We start from the raw sequence: 17,367 nt of genomic DNA on the forward strand, positions 1-17,367 counted from the left end.
GATGCCTCCAGTTCCAGGGGTGGCGATCGGAACGGTCACGGGGTGACCGCTGCACGGTCGAAGGAGTCGATCGCGTAGCGCACCTCGCCGGAGATGATCGTGGCAGCGGTACGGCCGGCACCGTGCTCGACGAGTTCGACCACCGCATCGGGGCCCGCCGGGACGTCGAAGAAGGTGAGGTCGGCGAGGACCCCCACGGCGAGGTAGCCGGTGCGGTCCGGGCCCACGTCGATCCCCATGGCGTGCGCACCGCCGAGGGTCGCGGCACCGAGCAGGCGCGCGTGCAGGTCGCGGTCGGTGTACCCCTGCGCGCGGGCGATGCGCGCGAGCTCCGCCACGTCGGCCAGCACGTCGAGCGACGGGCTCGACGACAGCGAGTCGGTGCCGACGGCGATCGGGCTGCCCTCGCGCAGGTACGCGGCGATCGGCGGCTCCTCGAGTCCGATGACGGCGTTCGACCGCGGGCACAGGGCCACCGTCGTGCGGCGTTCCCGCAGGATCGCGCGGTCCCTGGCGCTCATGTAGACGCCGTGCGCGATGTGGCAGTCGGGCCCGAGCACGCCGAGCTGATCGACGAACTCGGTGGCGCTGGTGCCGAATCCGGCCTGGCGCAGTTCTTGGAAGCTGGCGAGCCCGGCCGTGTGCCACGCCTGCGGATGCTCGTGGGCGAACTCGCTCTCGAACGCGGCCTCGCCGAGGTGGATGTGGATGCGTCCGCCGCGCTCGCGCACGATATCGGGGATCTCCAGCAGCGGCTCGATGTCGAGCGAGTAGGGGGCGTGGGGTGAAAGGCCCGTCCCCGGCGGGGTCGGCAGGGCGTCGAGCGCCTGCTCCACCTGCGCACGCCCGGTACGGGCCCAGTCGGCGTTGGTCCAGCTCATCACCTCCCAGTAGGTGATGCCGTGCAGCCGGGCATCGTGCAGCGCGGTCGCCGCCGCACGATCGGTCACGACATCGGCCACAGCCGTCGTGCCGGAACGCAGCGCCTGCGTCGCACCGTCGGCCGCATCCGCCGCCCAGTCGCGACCGCCTTCGTACACCGGGTCGAAAGCGCGCACCCAGTCGTCGAAGCCGTCGTACTGCCCGCGCCCGACCGAGGCCATGCCGGTGTACTGCAAGTGCGTGTGCGCGTTCACGAGCCCGGGGGTCAGGACCCCGGGCCAGTGCACCTCGTCGGCGGCGATGCCCCGTTCGGACAGCGACCGCAGCACCCACTCGCGCTCTCCGACGTGCATGATGCGGCCGTCGCGCACCGCGACCGCGCCGTCGACGATCGGCGGCGCGGTGATCGGCACGACGAGTCCCGCGGAATAGACGGTCACGGCGGTCATGCGGATTCTCCTCGGAATCGCGGCGAGCGCCACTCGCGCTGCGCATCGACCTGCGCCGGGCTGCGCTGGTCGATGTGCGCGCCGCGCAGGGCGAGAGCGGCCGCGCCGATGACGGTGTCGGTCTCGGGCGGCAGCGCATGCACGCCGGCGGGCAGACCGTGCGTGAGGAGGTGCTCGACGGCGAAGAGCTGCACCGAGAACGAGAGGTCCATGATCTCGATCGGGTTGCCTTCGCCGGCAGACAGGTTCACGCACCCGCCTCGGGCGATCACGAGCGCACCTTCGCCGGCGCGCTCGACGAACGGAGAGGATGCGCCGCTCTCGCCCGCGAACGGTCGCAGCTTCGCAGGGTCGAGGTCGACCTCGTGTGGAACCCCGCCCGCGACCGCGACGATCGCCGCCGCTCGCAGCACCTCGGCGTCGACCGTGTGCGGCGCCCCGGTGGCCGAGACGACGAGCGCTCCCGGGGCGAGGTCGTGCAGTCGTCCGATCCGATAGCCGTCGTGCGCGGCTCGGAGAGCACGCACCGGATCGGTCTCGGCGACGCCGACCTGCACGCCGAGGGCCCGCAGGTGCGCGGCGACGCCCTCACCGACCGGGCCGTAGCCGACGACGACGGCAGGCTGGTCGCGGAGGTCGATGCCCACTTCGTCCAGCGCATCGGCGATCGCGAACACGCACGACTGGCCGGTGCCGTAGCGGTTGTCGAAGGAGGTCTTGGTGAGGGCGTCGTTCACCGCGATGACCGGGATCTCGAGCACTCCTTCGCGCTCCATGAGCCGCAGGGGCGTGAGTCCGCTCGTGGTCTCCTCCGCCGCCCCACGCAGCGCGGCTGCGAGACCCTCCTCGTGCGCGAGACGGATCAGGTGGGAGCCGTCGTCGAGCAGCAGGTCGAAGCCGCGGCGCAGGAAGGCCACGGCGGCGGCGCGCTCCGCAGCTGCCGACAGGGCCGGGTCACCGTCGACGGGGATTCCGCGGGATCGCAGCACCTGGGCGACCTCGACGTCGATCTCATCCGGGTGGGCGTAGACGGCGACCGTCGCTCCGGCATCCCGCAGCAGCAGGGCGAGCTGGGCGGTCTTCGGCTCCAGCACCATCGCGATGCCGATCCGCACACCCTTCACCGTGCCGGCCTCGCGCAGGCGTCGCGCGCGATCGGTGGCGACGGGCATGTGACGTCCGGCCGCATCGACACGGTCGTGAGCCGTCTCACGCGCCGGGAGAGCCTTGCCGTCGAGCAGGATCTCGGGCGTCGCACCCGGTGCGAAGACGACTCCGTGGCCGACCGTGCCGGTGCTTCCGAGATGCGCACCGAAAGCGGGCAGCAGTCGACGCAGCTCGTCGGCCACGGCATCCGTTCCCACGACGGAGAAGTCGCGACCGGCCACGAGCAGGTTGGTCTCGCGGGCGAAGCGCCGCACCAGACGCTGGGCTGTCGCGGTCTCGTCGGTCACCAGTCAAGGGTAGAGCCCGCCGGGTGTGCCGACTGCCAGAGCGGAGGCTGTCGCACCCGAATGTGTCGGCGCGTGTCGGCGACCCTGGATTCACCGGCGCCCTTCGCCTTTCATGGAGCCCATGACCCGTCAGATCCGCTTCAACGCCTTCGACATGAACTGCGTCGCCCACCAGTCGTCCGGCCTGTGGCGGCACCCCGACGACCGGTCACGGCAGTACAACACCATCTCGTACTGGACCGATCTGGCGAAGCTGCTGGAGAGCGCGACCTTCGACGGCATCTTCATCGCCGACGTGCTCGGCACCTACGACGTGTACGGCGGCACGAACGAGGCCGCGATCCGCAACGGCGCGCAGGTGCCGGTGAACGACCCGATCCTGCTGGTGAGCGCGATGGCGGCCGTCACCGAGAACCTGGGCTTCGGCATCACGGCCGGCACCGCGTTCGAGCACCCCTATCCGTTCGCGCGCCGGCTGAGCACGCTCGACCACCTCACGCAGGGCCGCGTCGGCTGGAACGTCGTGACCGGCTATCTGCCCAGCGCCGCGCGCAACATGGGTCAGGAGGACCAGCTCGCCCACGACGACCGCTACGACCACGCGGACGAGTACGTCGAGGTGCTCTATAAGCTCTGGGAGGGCTCGTGGGAAGACGATGCCGTGGTCGAGGACCGCGAGCGCGGCATCTTCACCGACCCGGGCAAGGTGCACCCGATCGGGCATGAGGGCAAGCACTTCAGCGTTCCCGGCATCCACATCTCCGAGCCGTCGCCGCAGCGCACGCCGGTGATCTACCAGGCCGGCGCGAGCCCGCGGGGCGTGAAGTTCGCGGCCGAGAACGCCGAGGCCATCTTCGTCGCCGCGCCCTCGAAGGAGGTGCTCGCCGGCACCGTGAAGCGCATCCGCGATGCCCTCGAAGCGGCGGGCCGCGACCGGTACGACGCCCGCATCTACACGCTTCTCACCGTGATCACCGCCGCGACGAGCGAGGAGGCGACGGCGAAGCACGCCGAGTACCTCTCCTACGCGAGCCCCGAGGGCGCGCTCACGTTCATGTCGGGGTGGATGGGCGTCGACCTGTCGCAGTACGCCGAGGACGAGCCGGTCGGCAACGTCGAGTCCAACGCGATCCAGTCCGTGCTGCAGCACCTCAAGGAAGAGGCCGACCTCGGCCGCGAGTGGACGGTCGGCGACTTCGGACGCCACAACGCGATCGGCGGCCTCGGGCCCACGATCGTCGGATCCGGCACTGAGATCGCCGACGATCTGCAGTCCTGGGTCGACGAGACCGACATCGACGGCTTCAATCTCGCCTACGCGGTCACCCCCGGCACCTGGCAGGACATCATCGAGCACGTGATCCCGGTGCTGCGCGAGCGCGGCGCCTACCCCGAGGAATACGCACCCGGGACGCTCCGCAACAAGCTCCACGGCCGTGGCGACCGCGTGCAGGACACGCACCGCGCCGCGAAGTACCGGGTCGGCGCGTTCGCCAAGGCGTAGCCGCTCTCGAATCGCGCACGTGGTCGCTTCCGCGGCGAATCGGCGACCAGGTGCGCGATTCGACGGCCGTGGGTCAGTCGTCGCTGCGGGCGAAGATCCCACGCAGGACGAGGAAGACCACCACGGCCACGACCGCGACGATCGCGAGCTTGAAGATGAACGCGAGGACCGAGAACAGGGCGCTCACGATCCACCACGCGATCACGACGGCGAGGACGACGCCGAGGATGGTCCAGAGGTTCTTGGTCATACCTCCAGCCTACGGAATCACCGCCGGGGGATCTCCTCGAGGGAGCGGTAGACCGGCAGCCCGCGCTGCTGCGCGATCTCGACGTCCTTGTCGGCACCGGACGACTCCCCCGGCAGGCGCAGCACGGCGTCGCAGTGCTGCAGCAGGCGGTGCGCGGTCTCGTACATGACGTCACCGTCACCGGCATCGGCATCGGCATCGGAGTCGGCCGGCTCGAGCGTGCGCAGGATCGGCAGCGCGACCCACTCCCCGATCATCGGCACGTGGCCGAGGCGGAAGATCGGGCCGGAGGCCTCTTCCAGGCGCGCGAGGTTCCGGGCGATGAGGTCGGGGTCGCCGTTCGTCCCGGAGCGATAGGGGCCGGCGATGAGGATCAGGAGTGGCTTCGTCATGGAGATGACTGTAGTCTGAATCATGCACAATCGTGCAACTTCGTGAGGAAACAAATGCTCGCTGCGCAACGCAAGGACCACCTGCTCGACCTTCTCGCCCGCGACGGACGCGTCGTCGCGAAAGCGGTGGCCGACGAGCTCGGAGTGTCGGAAGACGCCATCCGCCGAGATCTCCGCGAACTCGCCGAGGAGGGGAAGCTCCAGCGGGTGTACGGCGGCGCCCTGCCGATCCCCGAGCCCGAACGACCGGTGCGCGACCGGCACGGCCTCGCGACCGAGAGCAAGGAGCGGGTGGCACGTGCGGCCGTCGCGCGCATCCGTCCCGGAGCGACGATCGTGCTGGACGCCGGGACCACGACCCTCGCGATGGCTCGGCTGCTCCCCTCCGGCGCCGGCATCACGGTCATCACCCCGAGTCCCGTCGTCGCGCTCTCCGTGGCCGAACACTCCGACGCCCGTGTGGTCATGATCGGCGGGGAGCTCACCCGGCACTCCCTGGTCACCGGCGGAGGACTCGCGATGGAGGCCATCCAGCACCTCGCCGCCGATGTGTTCTTCCTCGGCGTGACCGGCGTCGATCCCGTGCACGGTCTCACGACGGGTGAGCTCGACGACGCGGTGACGAAGCGGGCACTCGCTTCGCGGTGCACGGAGACCGTGGTGCTGGCCAGCGAAGAGAAGGTCGGTGCCGCCGCTCGCTTTCCTGTCCTCCCGTTCGAGGCGATCACCGCGATCATCACCGATCCGCTCGACGCGAATCCGATCGTCGAGCGGCTCGCCGCACTGATCAGCGCTCGGGAGTGACCGACGATCCCGCCCCGGGGAGACGGTCGGCGAGCAGGTCGTGCAGGTGCCCCGCGGTACCGAGCAGGGCGACGCTACGGCGCGTGAGGTCGGCCAGCCTCTCCGTGAGGATCCGCTGAACTTCGGAGGTGCGACCGTGAGTGCGCACCTCGTCGAGGATGCGGGCGATCGCCGGAATGCCGTAGCCGCCGGAGCGGAGAGCCGCTGCCACCCGCGCCTCGGTGATCGCGGCGGAACCGTAGGAACGGGTCGACGCCGCACCCCGCAGCGGATGCACGAGCTCCTCGCGCTCCCAGTGACGCAAGGCCGACGGACGGATGCCCAGCGCCTGGGCGAGTTCGCCGATCGTCATCGCGTCCTCCTCGGCGAACACGTCGTCGGCCTCGGCCACGGCGACATCGAGTCCGCTCAGCGCCTCCCGCACCCGAGAACGCTCACGGGAGAGGTTCGCGTGCAGATCGTCGATCCGCTCGGCGGCTCGCTCGAGCGTCCCCTCGATCAGGTCCGGCATGAGCCGGCGGGCGGGCACCGGGCCGAGCGCGGCTGCCATCGCGCGGTACGCCTGCAGGGCCGTGACATGCGGCATCCGATACCGGCGATACCCGTTCGCACCGCGCTCTGCCGCGGGGATGACGCCGAGGCGCTCGAGATCGCGCACCTGCTGGGTCGAGTAGCCGACCAGCCGTCCGAGCTGCACCGTCGTGAATGTCGCCTCTTGAGGGTTCTGCACCTTTTCCCCCTTCGCTTACGGACAGAAGTCCACATAAGCACTTCCACCTCACCATTGAAGGATGGAAATGCAGAAGATCATCGAGACGGTCCGTGGCTTCGACGGTGTCCTCGTCGTCGCGCCCGGGCCCGGAAGCGACTTTCCGGAGCTGTCGTGGGGAGACGCGTACTTCTCCTACGCGCCCGACGGACGGATGCCGGAGCGCACTCAGCCGTACGGCACGATCATCACGAAGGACTATCCCGACGACGCCTCATCCGCCCTCGACGCTCCGGGACGCTTCCGGGTGAACATCCACGTCGGGCGCGCACAGACCGAGTCGATCGTGGATGCTGACGCCGATCCGACCGAGGCCGACGTGTTCCACCGGCATCCGCTCTACGGCATGTCCGGTTGGGTGTGCGTGATCAACCCTGCGGAACGGACGGCGGATGCGGTGCTCACCCTTCTTCGCGAGGCGCACGAGGCCGCACGATCACGCATCGAACGCCGAGCGAGGTGAGCATGACGACCCCACAGGGCATGACCGACGCGGACCGCCGCACCGTCGCGGTGTGGGCCGCTGACTGCGCAGAGCGGGTGCTGCCCTTGTTCGAGGCCGAGGCGCCCGACGACGCTCGGGCCCGGGACGCCATCGCCAGGGCACGGGCGTTCGCGCGGGGCGAGCTCGCGGCTGCGGGCGAGATCCGTCGACGTTTCGTCGCCGGCCGGGCTGCCCACAGCGCCACATCGCCCGCCGGAGTCGCCGCGGCCCGCTCGGCAGCCCAGGCCGCAGGAGTCGCACACATGGGCGCGCACGCGCTCGGAGCAGCCGCCTACGCCGCGAAGGCCGTCGAGCTGGCCCACCCGAATGCTCGCGGAGCACGTGTCGAAGAGGTGCGATGGCAGCTCCGCATGCTCTCCGTCGACGCCGCCACCGCACTCCGACGCCTGCCGCCCCTCGGCACCGACTCCGCCGGCCCGCTCGGCCCCGGGCTGCTCGACTCCGGCACCCTCGGCGAAGTGATCCGTGAGATCCAGGCTGCTCTCGCCGACTGACTTTTTCGAGTCGGAGTATGGCGAGGCGACCGCTTCAGCCCGGATTCAGCGTGGAGCCACCACACTGGAGGGATGCGGATCCTGGTGGTGGACGACGAGGTGCGTCTCGCCGAGGGCGTACGCCGCGGCCTCGAGGCCGAGGGCTTCGCCGTCGACGTGGCGCACAACGGCGTCGACGGACTCTGGCGCGCACGCGAGACGCGGTACGACGCGATCGTGCTCGACCTCATGATGCCCGGCATGAGCGGCTGGAAGGTGTGCGAGGCGCTTCGGGCCGAGGAGAACTGGACGCCCGTGCTGATGCTCACGGCGAAGGACGGCGAGTGGGATCAGGTGGAGGCGCTCGAGACCGGCGCCGACGACTACGTCACCAAGCCGTTCTCGTTCGCGATCCTCGTCGCACGCCTGCGGGCCCTCGTGCGCCGCGGTGCCGTCGCCCGTCCGGCCGTTCTGGAAGCCGGCGATCTCCGACTCGACCCCGCCGCGCACCGCGTCTGGCGCGGGGAGACGCCCGTGACCCTGACCGCGCGGGAGTTCTCGGTGCTCGAGTACCTCATGCGTCATCGCGGCCAGGTGCTGTCGAAGCGGGCTCTCATCGACGGCGTCTGGGACGACGACTTCGACGGCGACCCCAACATCGTCGAGGTCTACGTCGGACACCTGCGCCGCAAGCTCGACAAGCCCTTCGGACGCGAGGCCATCGAGACCATCCGCGGTGCGGGCTACCGGCTGGCGGCGAACGGTGGCTAGCCGCGGCTGGCGCTCGGTGCGCGGCAGGACCACGCTCGGAGCGACCGTCGTCGTGGCCGTCGCACTGCTCATCGGCGCCTTCTCGTTCTACGGCGTCCTCAGCGCCAGCATCCACGGCAGCACCGAACGCGCCGCGGAGCAGCGGCTCAGCGAGCTCGCCGAACGTGCCGGTGGGCCGGGCGGTAAGGGCGTGGACGCGCTCGACGACGAGATCCTGCAGATCCTCGGTCCGGACGGGTCGGTACGCGCGGCGAGCGAGGAGGCTCGCGACAAGCTGGGTTCGACGCCGCTCCCCGCCGATGACGACCCGCAGACGACCACCGTCGACGGCGACACCGTCGTGGTGGTCTCGGAAGACATCGACGGCGATCAGACGCTCGTGCTCGCCGTCTCGATGGATGACGATGCCGAGACCCTGGCGACGGTCGCGACGCTGCTCGCCATCGCGGTCCCCCTGCTGCTGCTGCTCGTGGCCGTGACCACCTGGCTCGTGGTCGGTCGCGCGCTCCGCCCTGTCGAGCGCATCCGCGAAGAGGTCGACGGCATCACCGCCGAGCGCCTGCACCAGCGGGTGCCGGTGCCGGAGACCGCGGATGAGATCGCCGCACTCGCGACCACCATGAACGGCATGCTCGACCGACTCGACGCCGCGGCCACCGCGCAACGGCGCTTCGTCTCGGATGCCTCGCACGAACTGCGATCCCCGCTCGCGACCATCCGTCAACACGCTGAGCTCGCCCAGGCCCACCCCGACGTGACGAGCATCGGCGAACTCGCCGAGGTCGTGTCGGAGGAAGGGCTGCGTCTGCAGGGGATCGTCGAATCGCTGCTGCTGCTCGCCCGTCTCGACGAAGGCGCGAGCACGCTGGACGAAGCGGTCGACCTCGACGACATCGCGCTCAGCGAGGTGCGCCGGCTGCGTGCGGCCGGGCTCGACGTCGACGGTTCCGGCGTCCAAGCCGCAAGGGTGCACGCAGACCCGCGCCTGCTCGGCCAACTGGTGCGCAACCTTGCAGACAATGCCGTGCGCCACAGCCGAGGACGCATCGCGATCGGGGTGATCCCGTCCGACGGCCACGTGTTCGTCACGGTCGAGGACGACGGCACCGGGGTGCCGGCCGAGGAACGCGAGCGCATCTTCGAGCGCTTCGTGCGCCTCGACGAAGCCCGCAGCCGCGACGCCGGAGGCAGCGGACTGGGGCTCGCGATCGCCCGCGGCATCGCCACCCGCAGTCGGGGAACCCTCACGGTCGACGACTCCCGCTGGGGCGGCGCACGCTTCGTCCTCACCCTCCCCCTCAGCACTTGACCGGCCGGAAGTCCGGTTCCTGAAGAGGTCTTCAGGACGCTTCAGGATGGCTTCAGCGCCTGCGCGGCACCATCGAGACATGGACGACAAGACACCCACTCCCGACCAGACGCCAGCTTCCGACCAGACCGCACAGGGCACCCCGGATGCGCAGACCGTACCGGTGACCCCGGCCCCGGATGCGGCTGCTACGGCAGCAGGTTCCGGGCAGCACCCGACGTTCCCCACCGCCGAGCCCGCTCCCGCGGCTCCCGCGCCGAAGCCCGGGCGCAAGCGCGCACTGCTCATCGGCGGGGGCATCGCGGCAGCCGTGGTCCTGGCGGGCGGCGGCATCGCGGTCGGTGCCGCGATCGGCGACGAGTTCGGCGACGACGACCGCTCCTCCATGTCCGACGGTCCCCGCCACGACGACGCGGATGACCACGCCCCGCGTGAGGGCAACCGCGGCGACGACCGCGGCGACGCCCCCTCGAACGGCCGCGGCCCGGTGACAGGCATCGGCACGGCATCCGCCGACGAACTCATCACGATCGCGGATGCGGCACGCGGAGCCGCCGACGGCGAGGTCACCTCGATCGATGCGAAACGCGACGGTACGTGGGAGGTGCAGCTCACGACAACCGCGGGCGATGAGACCGAGGTCCGTGTCGACAAGGACCTCGCCGCATCCGTCATCTCGACCGATGTGGCCGACGGCGATGACACCGGCCCCGCGCTCACGCTCGACGACGAGACGATCCGCGCCCTCGTCTCGGCGGCACTCGCCGAGGCCGAAGGCATGATCACCGACCTCGATGTCGACGGCGACGACGTGAGCCCCTACGACGCCTCCGTCCTCACGTCGGACAACCGTTCGATCGACATCGACTTCGGCGTCGACTTCGCGGTCGTCGGAACCGACACCGACTGAGCCGAGCCGAGCCGGCCGGGCCGATTAGCAGCACCCTCGTTTCGCCGGGGGTGCTGTCGTCGTTCAGGCCGTGGCCTCGCGCACCGCGGCGAGCGCGGCCTCGGCTCGTACCCGGAGACCTTTCAGGTCGCCGCTCGCGACGGCATCACCAAGCAGGGGCGACCCCATCCCGACGGCGAGCGCACCTGTGGCCAGATAGTCGGCGATGTCGTCGATGCGGACACCCCCGGTGGGGATCAGCGGGATGTCGTCGAGCGGCGCGCGCACCTCGCGGATGAAGCGCACACCCCCGAGGACGCCGGCCGGGAAGACCTTCACGGCCGTGGCACCGGCGGTCCACGCCGTCTCGATCTCGGTCGGGGTGGCAGCGCCGGGGTACCAACGCATACCCGCTTCCTGCGCGGCGAGCCCCACCGGCAGCGAGACCGTTGGGGTGACGATGAACGACGCTCCGGCGTCGGCGGCCTGGCGCACGTGCTCGACGGTGCGCACCGTTCCCATGCCCACCTCGGTCGCGCCCGCAGCGATGAGATCCGCCACGACCCCTGCGGCACCGGGAGTATTGGTCGTCACCTCGAGCACGGACACCCCGGCATCGAGGAGCGTGTCGCACGCTGCGCGGAGGTGCACCCCGGTGCGGTCTCGCACGATCGCCACGATCCGGGTGCTGCGGACGCCGTCGCCGGGTTCGAGTCTGGTCACCATTCGGCGAAGCTCCCATCATCGTGACGCCACAACGGCGAGCGCCAGAGTCCCACACCGGCAGCCCTGCGTACGGCGGCCTCGTCGACCTCGATGCCCAGGCCCGGACGCATCGGACGCTCGAACCAGCCTTCCTTCACCGTGAGCGGTTCGGGGTCGATGAGGTAGTCGAGCAGGTCGGCACCCTCGTTGTAGTGGACGCCGAGACTGGATTCCTGCAGCACCGCGTTCGGGCTGGCGATGTCGACCTGGAGGCAGGCGGCCAGGGCGATCGGTCCGAGCGGAGAGTGCGGTGCGAGCCCCACCCCGTGCAGCTCTGCGAGCGCGGCGATGCGTCGGGTCTCGGAGATGCCACCGGCGTGTGAGACATCGGGCTGGGCGAGCGCGATACCGGCTTCGAGCGCCGACCGGAAGTCCCACCGTGAGTACAGGCGCTCTCCGGTCGCGATCGCCACCGACGTGCCGCCGCACAGCCCGTCGAGGCGGTGGGTGAGTTCGGGGACGAGCGGCTCTTCGAGGAACAGCGGTGCGACGTGGGCCTCGAGCGCCCGGCACATGGTCTTTGCGACGCTGACCGACCACCGACCGTGTGCGTCGATCGCGACATCGCCACCATCCATCGCCGCCGTGGCTGACTCGACGCGGTCGACCACGCCCTGCACGGCGGCTCGCGACTCGAGGTGGCGCATCCGACCGGAGGCGTTCATCTTGACAGCGGTGTAGCCCTCGGCGGCGCGGGCGGCCGCCTGCGCGGCGACCTCGGCCGGATCGTCTCCGCCGACCCACACGTAGGCTCTGATCCGGTCGCGGACCGGTCCGCCCAGCAGGTCGTACACCGGCACGCCCAGCGCTTTGCCGCGGATGTCCCACAGCGCCTGGTCGATGCCGGAGATCGCGGAGGAGCGCTCAGGACCGCCGCGGTAGAAGCCGCCGCGGGTCATCGTCTGCCACAGATCTTCGATGCGGGTCGGGTCGGAACCGATCAGGATCTCGGACAGGGAATCGACCGCCGCAGCCACGACGTCTGCGCTTCCCTCCACGATAGGCTCGCCCCAACCGACCACTCCGTCGTCGGTCTCCATGCGAAGGAACTGCCAGCGCGGGGCCACGCTGAACGTCTCGATCCGACTGATGCGCATCCGGCTCCCTCGCTGAGATGTCTCCGGCGCCGGGCAATCGACGCGAGATAATACTATTATCATAGTATGCGCACCGACGGGTGTCGGCGATGCGAGGAAGCAGAGGGTTGAGCATGACGACAGTGGCACCTTCCCGAGAAGGGGCGGCGGCATGAACGGTGCCGATCTTCTCCGAGGAGAAGTGATCCTCGTCACCGGGGGCGCCCAGGGCATCGGCAACGCCGTCGTCCGCACCGCACGCGAGCAGGGAGCGACCGTGTCGTTCTGCGACCTCGACCCCGCACGCGTCGAAGCCGCGGTCGCCGCCCTCGCCGCAGACGGCCTCGACGTGCACGGCACCGTCGCCGACGTGACCGACGAAGCCGCAGTCGCCCACTGGGTGGAGGAGGCGACGACGGCCCTCGGCGCACCGAGCGGTCTCGTGAACAACGCCGGCCGCAACGCCTACAGCGACCCCACGACCATGAGCGTCGCCGAATGGGACGACTTCTTCGACCTCGACCTGAAGGCGTCCTGGCTGTGTGCGCGGGCTGTCCTTCCGGTCATGCTCACCGCCGAGCACGGATCCATCGTCTCGATCTCCAGCATCCACTCCAAGATGACCATGGCGGGGATGTTCCCCTACGCCGCAGCCAAGGCGGGGCAGCTGGGGTTCACCCGCTCGCTCGCCCTCGACGTCGCCGGCCGGGGCGTCCGCGTGAACGCCGTCTCCCCCGGACTCGTCTGGACCCCTCTCTCCGAGACCCACTTCGCCGAGCGTCCGGAAGAGCTCGCCGCCACGCTCGCGGTCCAGCCGACCGGGCGTCCGGCGCAGCCGTCGGAGATCGCGGCCGTCGTGTGCTTCCTGCTCTCGAGAGCCGCGTCCTACGTCAACGGCGCCGACTGGGCCGTCGACGGCGCCTACAGCGCGAGGTTCGCGTGATGGCCGCCCGGCGCGGGCTGCACGGCGTGCTCGTCGACGACCTCGGCCGCCGCATCGTGCACCATGAGATCGCCCCCGGCGCGCAACTGCCGCTCGATGAGCTCGGCGAGCAGTACGGGGTGTCGCGCACAGTGGTCAGGGAGACCATGCGCGTGCTCGAGGCGAAGGGGCTCATCGTCGCTCGACAGAACGTCGGCACGCGCGTGCTCGCCGATGACGCCTGGCACGCCCTCGACGTCGACGTGCTCCGCTGGCGACTCTCCGGACCGGACGCCAAGGATGCCAGGCAGGATCTGCTGGAGCTGCGCTCGGCCGTGGAACCGACGGCCTCTCGACTTGCGGCCCTTCGCCGCAATGACGCGACCGCCGAACGTCTCGTCGCCGCCTCTCAACGGATGCGCGATGCGCTTGAGCCGGAAGATGTCGACGCCTTCACGGCCGCAGATGTCGACTTCCACGCGACGCTGTTCGAAGCGGCGGGCAACCCCCTGATCGCCGAGTTGCTCTCGCTGGTCGGCGCGGCACTCGACGACCGCATCCAGGTGGTCGCGAGTCACGGCATCTCGGCCGTCGCCGTCGATCTGCACTGCGAGCTCGCCGCAGCCGTCGCCGCGGGCGATGCCGACCAGGCCGCCCGCACCGCCGGCGACCTCATCGTCCGCTCCTACGAAGACTCTCTGTGACCGCACTCTCGTTCGGCGCCATCGACCTGGCGGACGGTGCGAGAGCGAACAGCCTGCGCGGCGCCGAGGAGTGGCTGCACCAGCCGGTCGGTGAGCGCACGCCCACGGACTTCACCGCCACCTCGCTGGGCGGCTGGGACGAGATGCTGCCGACCATCGACGCCTGCCGCGTCCCGCGAGGCAACGGCTTCGAGGAGTGGGGCGATCACGGCGAAGCCTGGAACCGGCGCTGGGCGGGCGACGGCGGATCGCACGCGGTCGAGGTCGACGGCATGACGCTTCGCCGACGCATCCACCACGACTCCACAGGTGCGCGCCTCGACTACTCCCTCACGTCCGACGAGGTGCGCCCGGTGCAGTGGGCCGCGCATCCGCAGTTCATCTGGACCCCGGGCACGATCATCGAACTCGGTGCGGCGGCTCCATGGCGGCGCGTCTATCCGACGGACATGACACGGGTCATCGAGGCGGACAACGACCCGGCAGCGCTCCTCGACTCGCTCGCCGGAGCGAAGTGGTGGTCGACCACCCCGATCGATCGCATCGTGCTGCGTCGACCCGACCGAACCGGTCTGCGCGTCAGCTGGGATGCAGTGTCCCTCCCCTGCGTCGCCCTCTGGATCGACCCCGGCACCTTCGCCTCCGCGCCGGTGATCGCGATCGAGCCGGCGCTGACGCCGTACGACTCTCTCGCAGATGCCGTCGAGGCTGGCGCGGCGCCGACTGTCGGCCCCGGTCGGCCGCTCTCCTGGTGGTTGCATCTGGAGGAGATCGGCTGATCTCCCGAAGCCGTGGTGCGGAGCAGACTCGCCGCCCCGCACCACGCGCATCATCCGGGGATGCCGATGCGCCGCTCGCCGGAGCGGAGCTGCTGGATCACGACCGCGATCACGAGCAGTGCGCCCTGGGCGACGTTCTGCCAGAACGTGTTCACCCCGAGCAGGGTCATGCCGTTGGTCAGCACACCGAGGAGCACGACCGCGAGAATCGTCCCGGCGATGGTTCCCTTGCCGCCCTTCAGCGCCGCGCCACCGAGCGCCGCGGCCGTGATGGCCTGCAGCTCGAGCCCCTCGGAACCGGAGATCGGCTGCCCCGATCCCGTGCGCGCGGTGATGAGGATGCCGGCTACCGCGGCGATCGCCCCGGTGACCATGTAGACGCCGATGATGTAGCGGTTGATGTTGATGCCGGCCAGGCGGGAGGCGATGTTGTTGCCGCCGACAGCGTAGATGTTCCGGCCGATCGAGGTGTACCGCAGCACGATGTGCGCGAGCACCGCGACGATCACGAGCACCCAGATAAGGGTCGGGATGCCGATGATCGCCCCTCGCGCCAGGAAGATGAAGAACGGGTCGGCGCCCGTGTAGCCCTGCGCACGTCCGTCGGAGAGCAGCTGCGAGATCCCCTTGAAGGCCGCGAGCGTCGCCAGTGTCGCGATCACCGGGTTCACCCGGCCGAACACGATGATGCAGCCGTTGATCAGACCGCACAGCACGCCGATGGCGACGGCGCCGACCACCCCGATCGCGGGTCCTGCGACGGTGAAGATCATCGCCGAGGTGACGGAGGTGAGACCGGCGATCGACCCGACCGAGATGTCGAGCGCGCCGAGGATGATCACGATGGTCTGCACCACGGCGAGCAGACCCATGATCGAGATCGCCGTTCCGATGACCTTGAGGTTCTGCACCCCGAAGAACAACGGGTTCTGGATGCCGATGATCGCGACGACGACGGCGATCGCGAGGATGAGGGAGAGGTTCTGCACACCGATCGCGGCGATGACGCGCCGGACCGGTGAGAGGGGCTGCGTCTCCACTGATGTGGTGTTCGCGGCGGTGGTGGTCACGGTCGATGTTTCCTTTCGGGAATCGATGCTCATGCGGCGGCCTCTTCGTCCATCGCGAGCGCCAGGATGTTCTCTTCAGTGGCCTCGGCGCGCGACAGCTCGCCGCTGATGCGCCCACCCGCCATGACGTAGATGCGGTCGGAGACGCCCAGGATCTCGGGGAGCTCGCTGGAGACGACGATCACTGCGACGCCTTCGTGGGCGAGGCGGTCGATGATCGCGTAGATCTCGGACTTCGCTCCGACGTCGATGCCACGGGTGGGCTCGTCGAGGAGGAGCAGCTTGGGCTTGGTCGCCAGCCAGCGCGCCAGCACCACCTTCTGCTGATTGCCGCCGGAGAGCTTCCCGACGAGCTGATCGGTGGAGGGCGTGCGGATGCGGAGCGCATCCACGTACTCCTGCGCGAGCGCGCGCTCGGCGCGATCCTTCACGAAGATCCAGCGCGAGAGTTGACGGAGCACGACGAGCGCCGCATTGTCCCGCACCGAACGTTCGAGCAGCAGGGCCTCGGCCTTGCGCTCCTCGGGTGCGAATCCGATGCCGGCCCTGATGCTGTCGGCGGGCTGGCGGATGCGACGGCGCTTGCCCTGCACGCGGATCTCGCCCGAGTGCACGACGAAGTCGCCCGCGATCGTCTTCATCAACTCGCTGCGTCCCGCACCGACCAGCCCCGCTATGCCCAACACCTCGCCCGCACGGACGGTGAGCGAGATGTCGCTGACGTGCTGATTGGAGACGCCGGCGAGTTCGAGGACGACATCGCCGAGGGCTGCGGCCTCGCGGTGGAAGAACTGGGTGAGGTCACGCCCCACCATCATCCGCACGAGTTCGTCGTGGTCGGTCTCGCCGACCAGCTTCGTGCCGACGAACGCGCCGTCACGCAGGACGGTGATCCGGTCGGCGAGCTGGAAGATCTCACCCATCCGATGAGAGACGTAGGCGATCGCGACGCCCTCGCTCTGCAGCTTCTTGATCAGCGCGAAAAGCAGCGACACCTCCTCGTCACCGAGGGACGATGTGGGCTCGTCGAAGCACATGATCTTCGGGCGGGTGATCACCGCGCGCATGATCTCCACGATCTGCCGCTGTGCCGGAGAGAGCTCCGATCCGAGCGTCTCCGCCTTGATCACACGATGGAAGCCCCAGCGGGTCAGCTCTTCGCGCGCCCGCTTCAGCACGTCGCCACGACGATACGCGAGACCGCCGAGAGCGCCGACGTAGATGTTCTCGGCGACCGAGACCCACGGGATGATCTCCGGTTCCTGCGCGATGACGCGCAGACCGGCAGCACGCGCATCGGCCGGATCCGAGAAGTGCACGGCTTCCCCGTCGATGCGCAGCTCGCCCTCGTCGGGGCGGTAGTCCCCGTTGAGGATCTTCAGGAGCGTCGACTTGCCCGCCCCGTTCTCGCCCATCAGCGCGGTGACCTCACCAGCGCGCAGCTCCAGCTCGACGCCGCGGAGGGCCCGCACGACGCCGAAGTTCTTCGCGACACCAACGGCCTGCAAAACGATCGACTCTTCCGACACTTCCTCATCACCTTTCTGTCGTCACGGTCATGACGCGGGGGCGATCCGTCGGATCGCCCCCATGTGTTCAG

19 protein-coding genes are annotated in these 17,367 nt (G+C 69.9%); 10 read left to right on the forward strand and 9 right to left on the reverse strand.

From position 1 onward, the window contains the following. Nucleotides 1-35: 35 nt before the first annotated feature. Together MicroSTF_RS11205 and MicroSTF_RS11210 are read right to left on the reverse strand one after the other, a co-directional pair. On the reverse strand, nt 36-1,331 hold the full coding sequence (locus tag MicroSTF_RS11205; protein ID WP_322955620.1) for an amidohydrolase family protein: 1,296 nt from the start codon (nt 1,329-1,331) through the stop codon (nt 36-38). Beyond that, nucleotides 1,328-2,785, reverse strand: coding sequence for an adenosylhomocysteinase (locus tag MicroSTF_RS11210; protein ID WP_322955622.1), 1,458 nt, complete (start codon nt 2,783-2,785; stop codon nt 1,328-1,330). Before MicroSTF_RS11210 ends, MicroSTF_RS11205 begins: the two co-directional genes overlap by 4 nt. A gap of 121 nt (nt 2,786-2,906) precedes the next feature. Between MicroSTF_RS11210 and MicroSTF_RS11215 the strand changes: the two genes are divergently transcribed. Further along, the gene (locus MicroSTF_RS11215; protein WP_322955624.1) at nt 2,907-4,289 is read left to right on the forward strand and encodes an LLM class flavin-dependent oxidoreductase; all 1,383 of its coding nucleotides are present in this window, start codon (nt 2,907-2,909) and stop codon (nt 4,287-4,289) included. 73 nt (nt 4,290-4,362) lie between these two features. Here MicroSTF_RS11215 and MicroSTF_RS11220 read toward each other — a convergent pair whose 3' ends face one another. Further along, entirely contained in the window at nt 4,363-4,539 is a 177-nt protein-coding gene (locus tag MicroSTF_RS11220; RefSeq protein WP_029260713.1) for a hypothetical protein, read from the reverse strand. 17 nt (nt 4,540-4,556) lie between these two features. Then, complete coding sequence (locus tag MicroSTF_RS11225) at nt 4,557-4,931, reverse strand: DUF4406 domain-containing protein (protein ID WP_322955626.1); 375 nt, start codon at nt 4,929-4,931, stop codon at nt 4,557-4,559. A gap of 54 nt (nt 4,932-4,985) precedes the next feature. Here MicroSTF_RS11225 and MicroSTF_RS11230 point away from each other — a divergent pair, with 54 nt between their 5' ends. Further along, nucleotides 4,986-5,735 carry a DeoR/GlpR family DNA-binding transcription regulator gene (locus MicroSTF_RS11230; protein WP_029260715.1) on the forward strand — a complete coding sequence of 250 codons (750 nt, stop codon included), beginning with the start codon at nt 4,986-4,988 and terminating at the stop codon, nt 5,733-5,735. Here MicroSTF_RS11230 and MicroSTF_RS11235 read toward each other — a convergent pair. Then, the gene (locus MicroSTF_RS11235; RefSeq protein WP_081860213.1) at nt 5,719-6,465 is read right to left on the reverse strand and encodes a MerR family transcriptional regulator; all 747 of its coding nucleotides are present in this window, start codon (nt 6,463-6,465) and stop codon (nt 5,719-5,721) included. The two genes, MicroSTF_RS11230 and MicroSTF_RS11235, sit on opposite strands and share 17 nt — an antisense overlap. A 67-nt stretch (nt 6,466-6,532) precedes the next feature. Here MicroSTF_RS11235 and MicroSTF_RS11240 point away from each other — a divergent pair, with 67 nt between their 5' ends. The 5 genes from MicroSTF_RS11240 (at nt 6,533) to MicroSTF_RS11260 (ending at nt 10,472) form a co-directional block, all read left to right on the forward strand. Further along, entirely contained in the window at nt 6,533-6,967 is a 435-nt protein-coding gene (locus tag MicroSTF_RS11240) for a DUF6194 family protein (RefSeq protein ID WP_322955629.1), read from the forward strand. A gap of 2 nt (nt 6,968-6,969) precedes the next feature. Beyond that, complete coding sequence (locus MicroSTF_RS11245; RefSeq protein WP_322955631.1) at nt 6,970-7,503, forward strand: putative immunity protein; 534 nt, start codon at nt 6,970-6,972, stop codon at nt 7,501-7,503. A gap of 72 nt (nt 7,504-7,575) precedes the next feature. Continuing rightward, on the forward strand, nt 7,576-8,253 hold the full coding sequence (locus MicroSTF_RS11250; protein WP_021199465.1) for a response regulator transcription factor: 678 nt from the start codon (nt 7,576-7,578) through the stop codon (nt 8,251-8,253). After that, nucleotides 8,246-9,562: a sensor histidine kinase gene (locus MicroSTF_RS11255; RefSeq protein WP_297557409.1), complete on the forward strand. Its 1,317-nt coding sequence runs from the start codon at nt 8,246-8,248 to the stop codon at nt 9,560-9,562. Before MicroSTF_RS11250 ends, MicroSTF_RS11255 begins: the two co-directional genes overlap by 8 nt. 79 nt (nt 9,563-9,641) lie before the next feature. Then, nucleotides 9,642-10,472: a hypothetical protein gene (locus tag MicroSTF_RS11260; protein WP_315068639.1), complete on the forward strand. Its 831-nt coding sequence runs from the start codon at nt 9,642-9,644 to the stop codon at nt 10,470-10,472. A gap of 63 nt (nt 10,473-10,535) precedes the next feature. On the opposite strand, the gene MicroSTF_RS11265 is transcribed toward MicroSTF_RS11260, so the two are convergent. Together MicroSTF_RS11265 and dgoD are read right to left on the reverse strand one after the other, a co-directional pair. Next, nucleotides 10,536-11,177: a bifunctional 4-hydroxy-2-oxoglutarate aldolase/2-dehydro-3-deoxy-phosphogluconate aldolase gene (locus tag MicroSTF_RS11265; RefSeq protein ID WP_322955634.1), complete on the reverse strand. Its 642-nt coding sequence runs from the start codon at nt 11,175-11,177 to the stop codon at nt 10,536-10,538. Beyond that, nucleotides 11,171-12,313, reverse strand: coding sequence for a galactonate dehydratase (gene dgoD / locus MicroSTF_RS11270; RefSeq protein ID WP_297557403.1), 1,143 nt, complete (start codon nt 12,311-12,313; stop codon nt 11,171-11,173). The genes MicroSTF_RS11265 and dgoD overlap by 7 nt, the downstream gene beginning before the upstream one ends. Nucleotides 12,314-12,464: 151 nt before the next feature. Here dgoD and MicroSTF_RS11275 point away from each other — a divergent pair, with 151 nt between their 5' ends. Genes MicroSTF_RS11275 through MicroSTF_RS11285 form a run of 3 tightly spaced genes read left to right on the forward strand, consistent with a single transcriptional unit; the run spans nt 12,465 to nt 14,697 of the window. Continuing rightward, nucleotides 12,465-13,235 (forward strand): SDR family NAD(P)-dependent oxidoreductase, encoded by a 771-nt coding sequence (locus MicroSTF_RS11275; RefSeq protein ID WP_021199460.1) that lies wholly within the window; start codon nt 12,465-12,467, stop codon nt 13,233-13,235. Continuing rightward, nucleotides 13,235-13,918: a FadR/GntR family transcriptional regulator gene (locus tag MicroSTF_RS11280; protein WP_021199459.1), complete on the forward strand. Its 684-nt coding sequence runs from the start codon at nt 13,235-13,237 to the stop codon at nt 13,916-13,918. Before MicroSTF_RS11275 ends, MicroSTF_RS11280 begins: the two co-directional genes overlap by 1 nt. Further along, nucleotides 13,915-14,697, forward strand: coding sequence for a hypothetical protein (locus MicroSTF_RS11285; RefSeq protein WP_322955639.1), 783 nt, complete (start codon nt 13,915-13,917; stop codon nt 14,695-14,697). The genes MicroSTF_RS11280 and MicroSTF_RS11285 overlap by 4 nt, the downstream gene beginning before the upstream one ends. A 50-nt stretch (nt 14,698-14,747) precedes the next feature. On the opposite strand, the gene MicroSTF_RS11290 is transcribed toward MicroSTF_RS11285, so the two are convergent. Both MicroSTF_RS11290 and MicroSTF_RS11295 read right to left on the reverse strand, forming a co-directional pair. Next, entirely contained in the window at nt 14,748-15,767 is a 1,020-nt protein-coding gene (locus tag MicroSTF_RS11290; RefSeq protein ID WP_046398922.1) for an ABC transporter permease, read from the reverse strand. A gap of 29 nt (nt 15,768-15,796) precedes the next feature. After that, complete coding sequence (locus MicroSTF_RS11295; protein WP_297557396.1) at nt 15,797-17,296, reverse strand: sugar ABC transporter ATP-binding protein; 1,500 nt, start codon at nt 17,294-17,296, stop codon at nt 15,797-15,799. Between the last annotated feature and the right edge of the window lie 71 nt (nt 17,297-17,367).

The organism is Microbacterium sp. STF-2 (assembly GCF_034650155.1).
GTDB lineage: Bacteria > Actinomycetota > Actinomycetes > Actinomycetales > Microbacteriaceae > Microbacterium > Microbacterium maritypicum_A.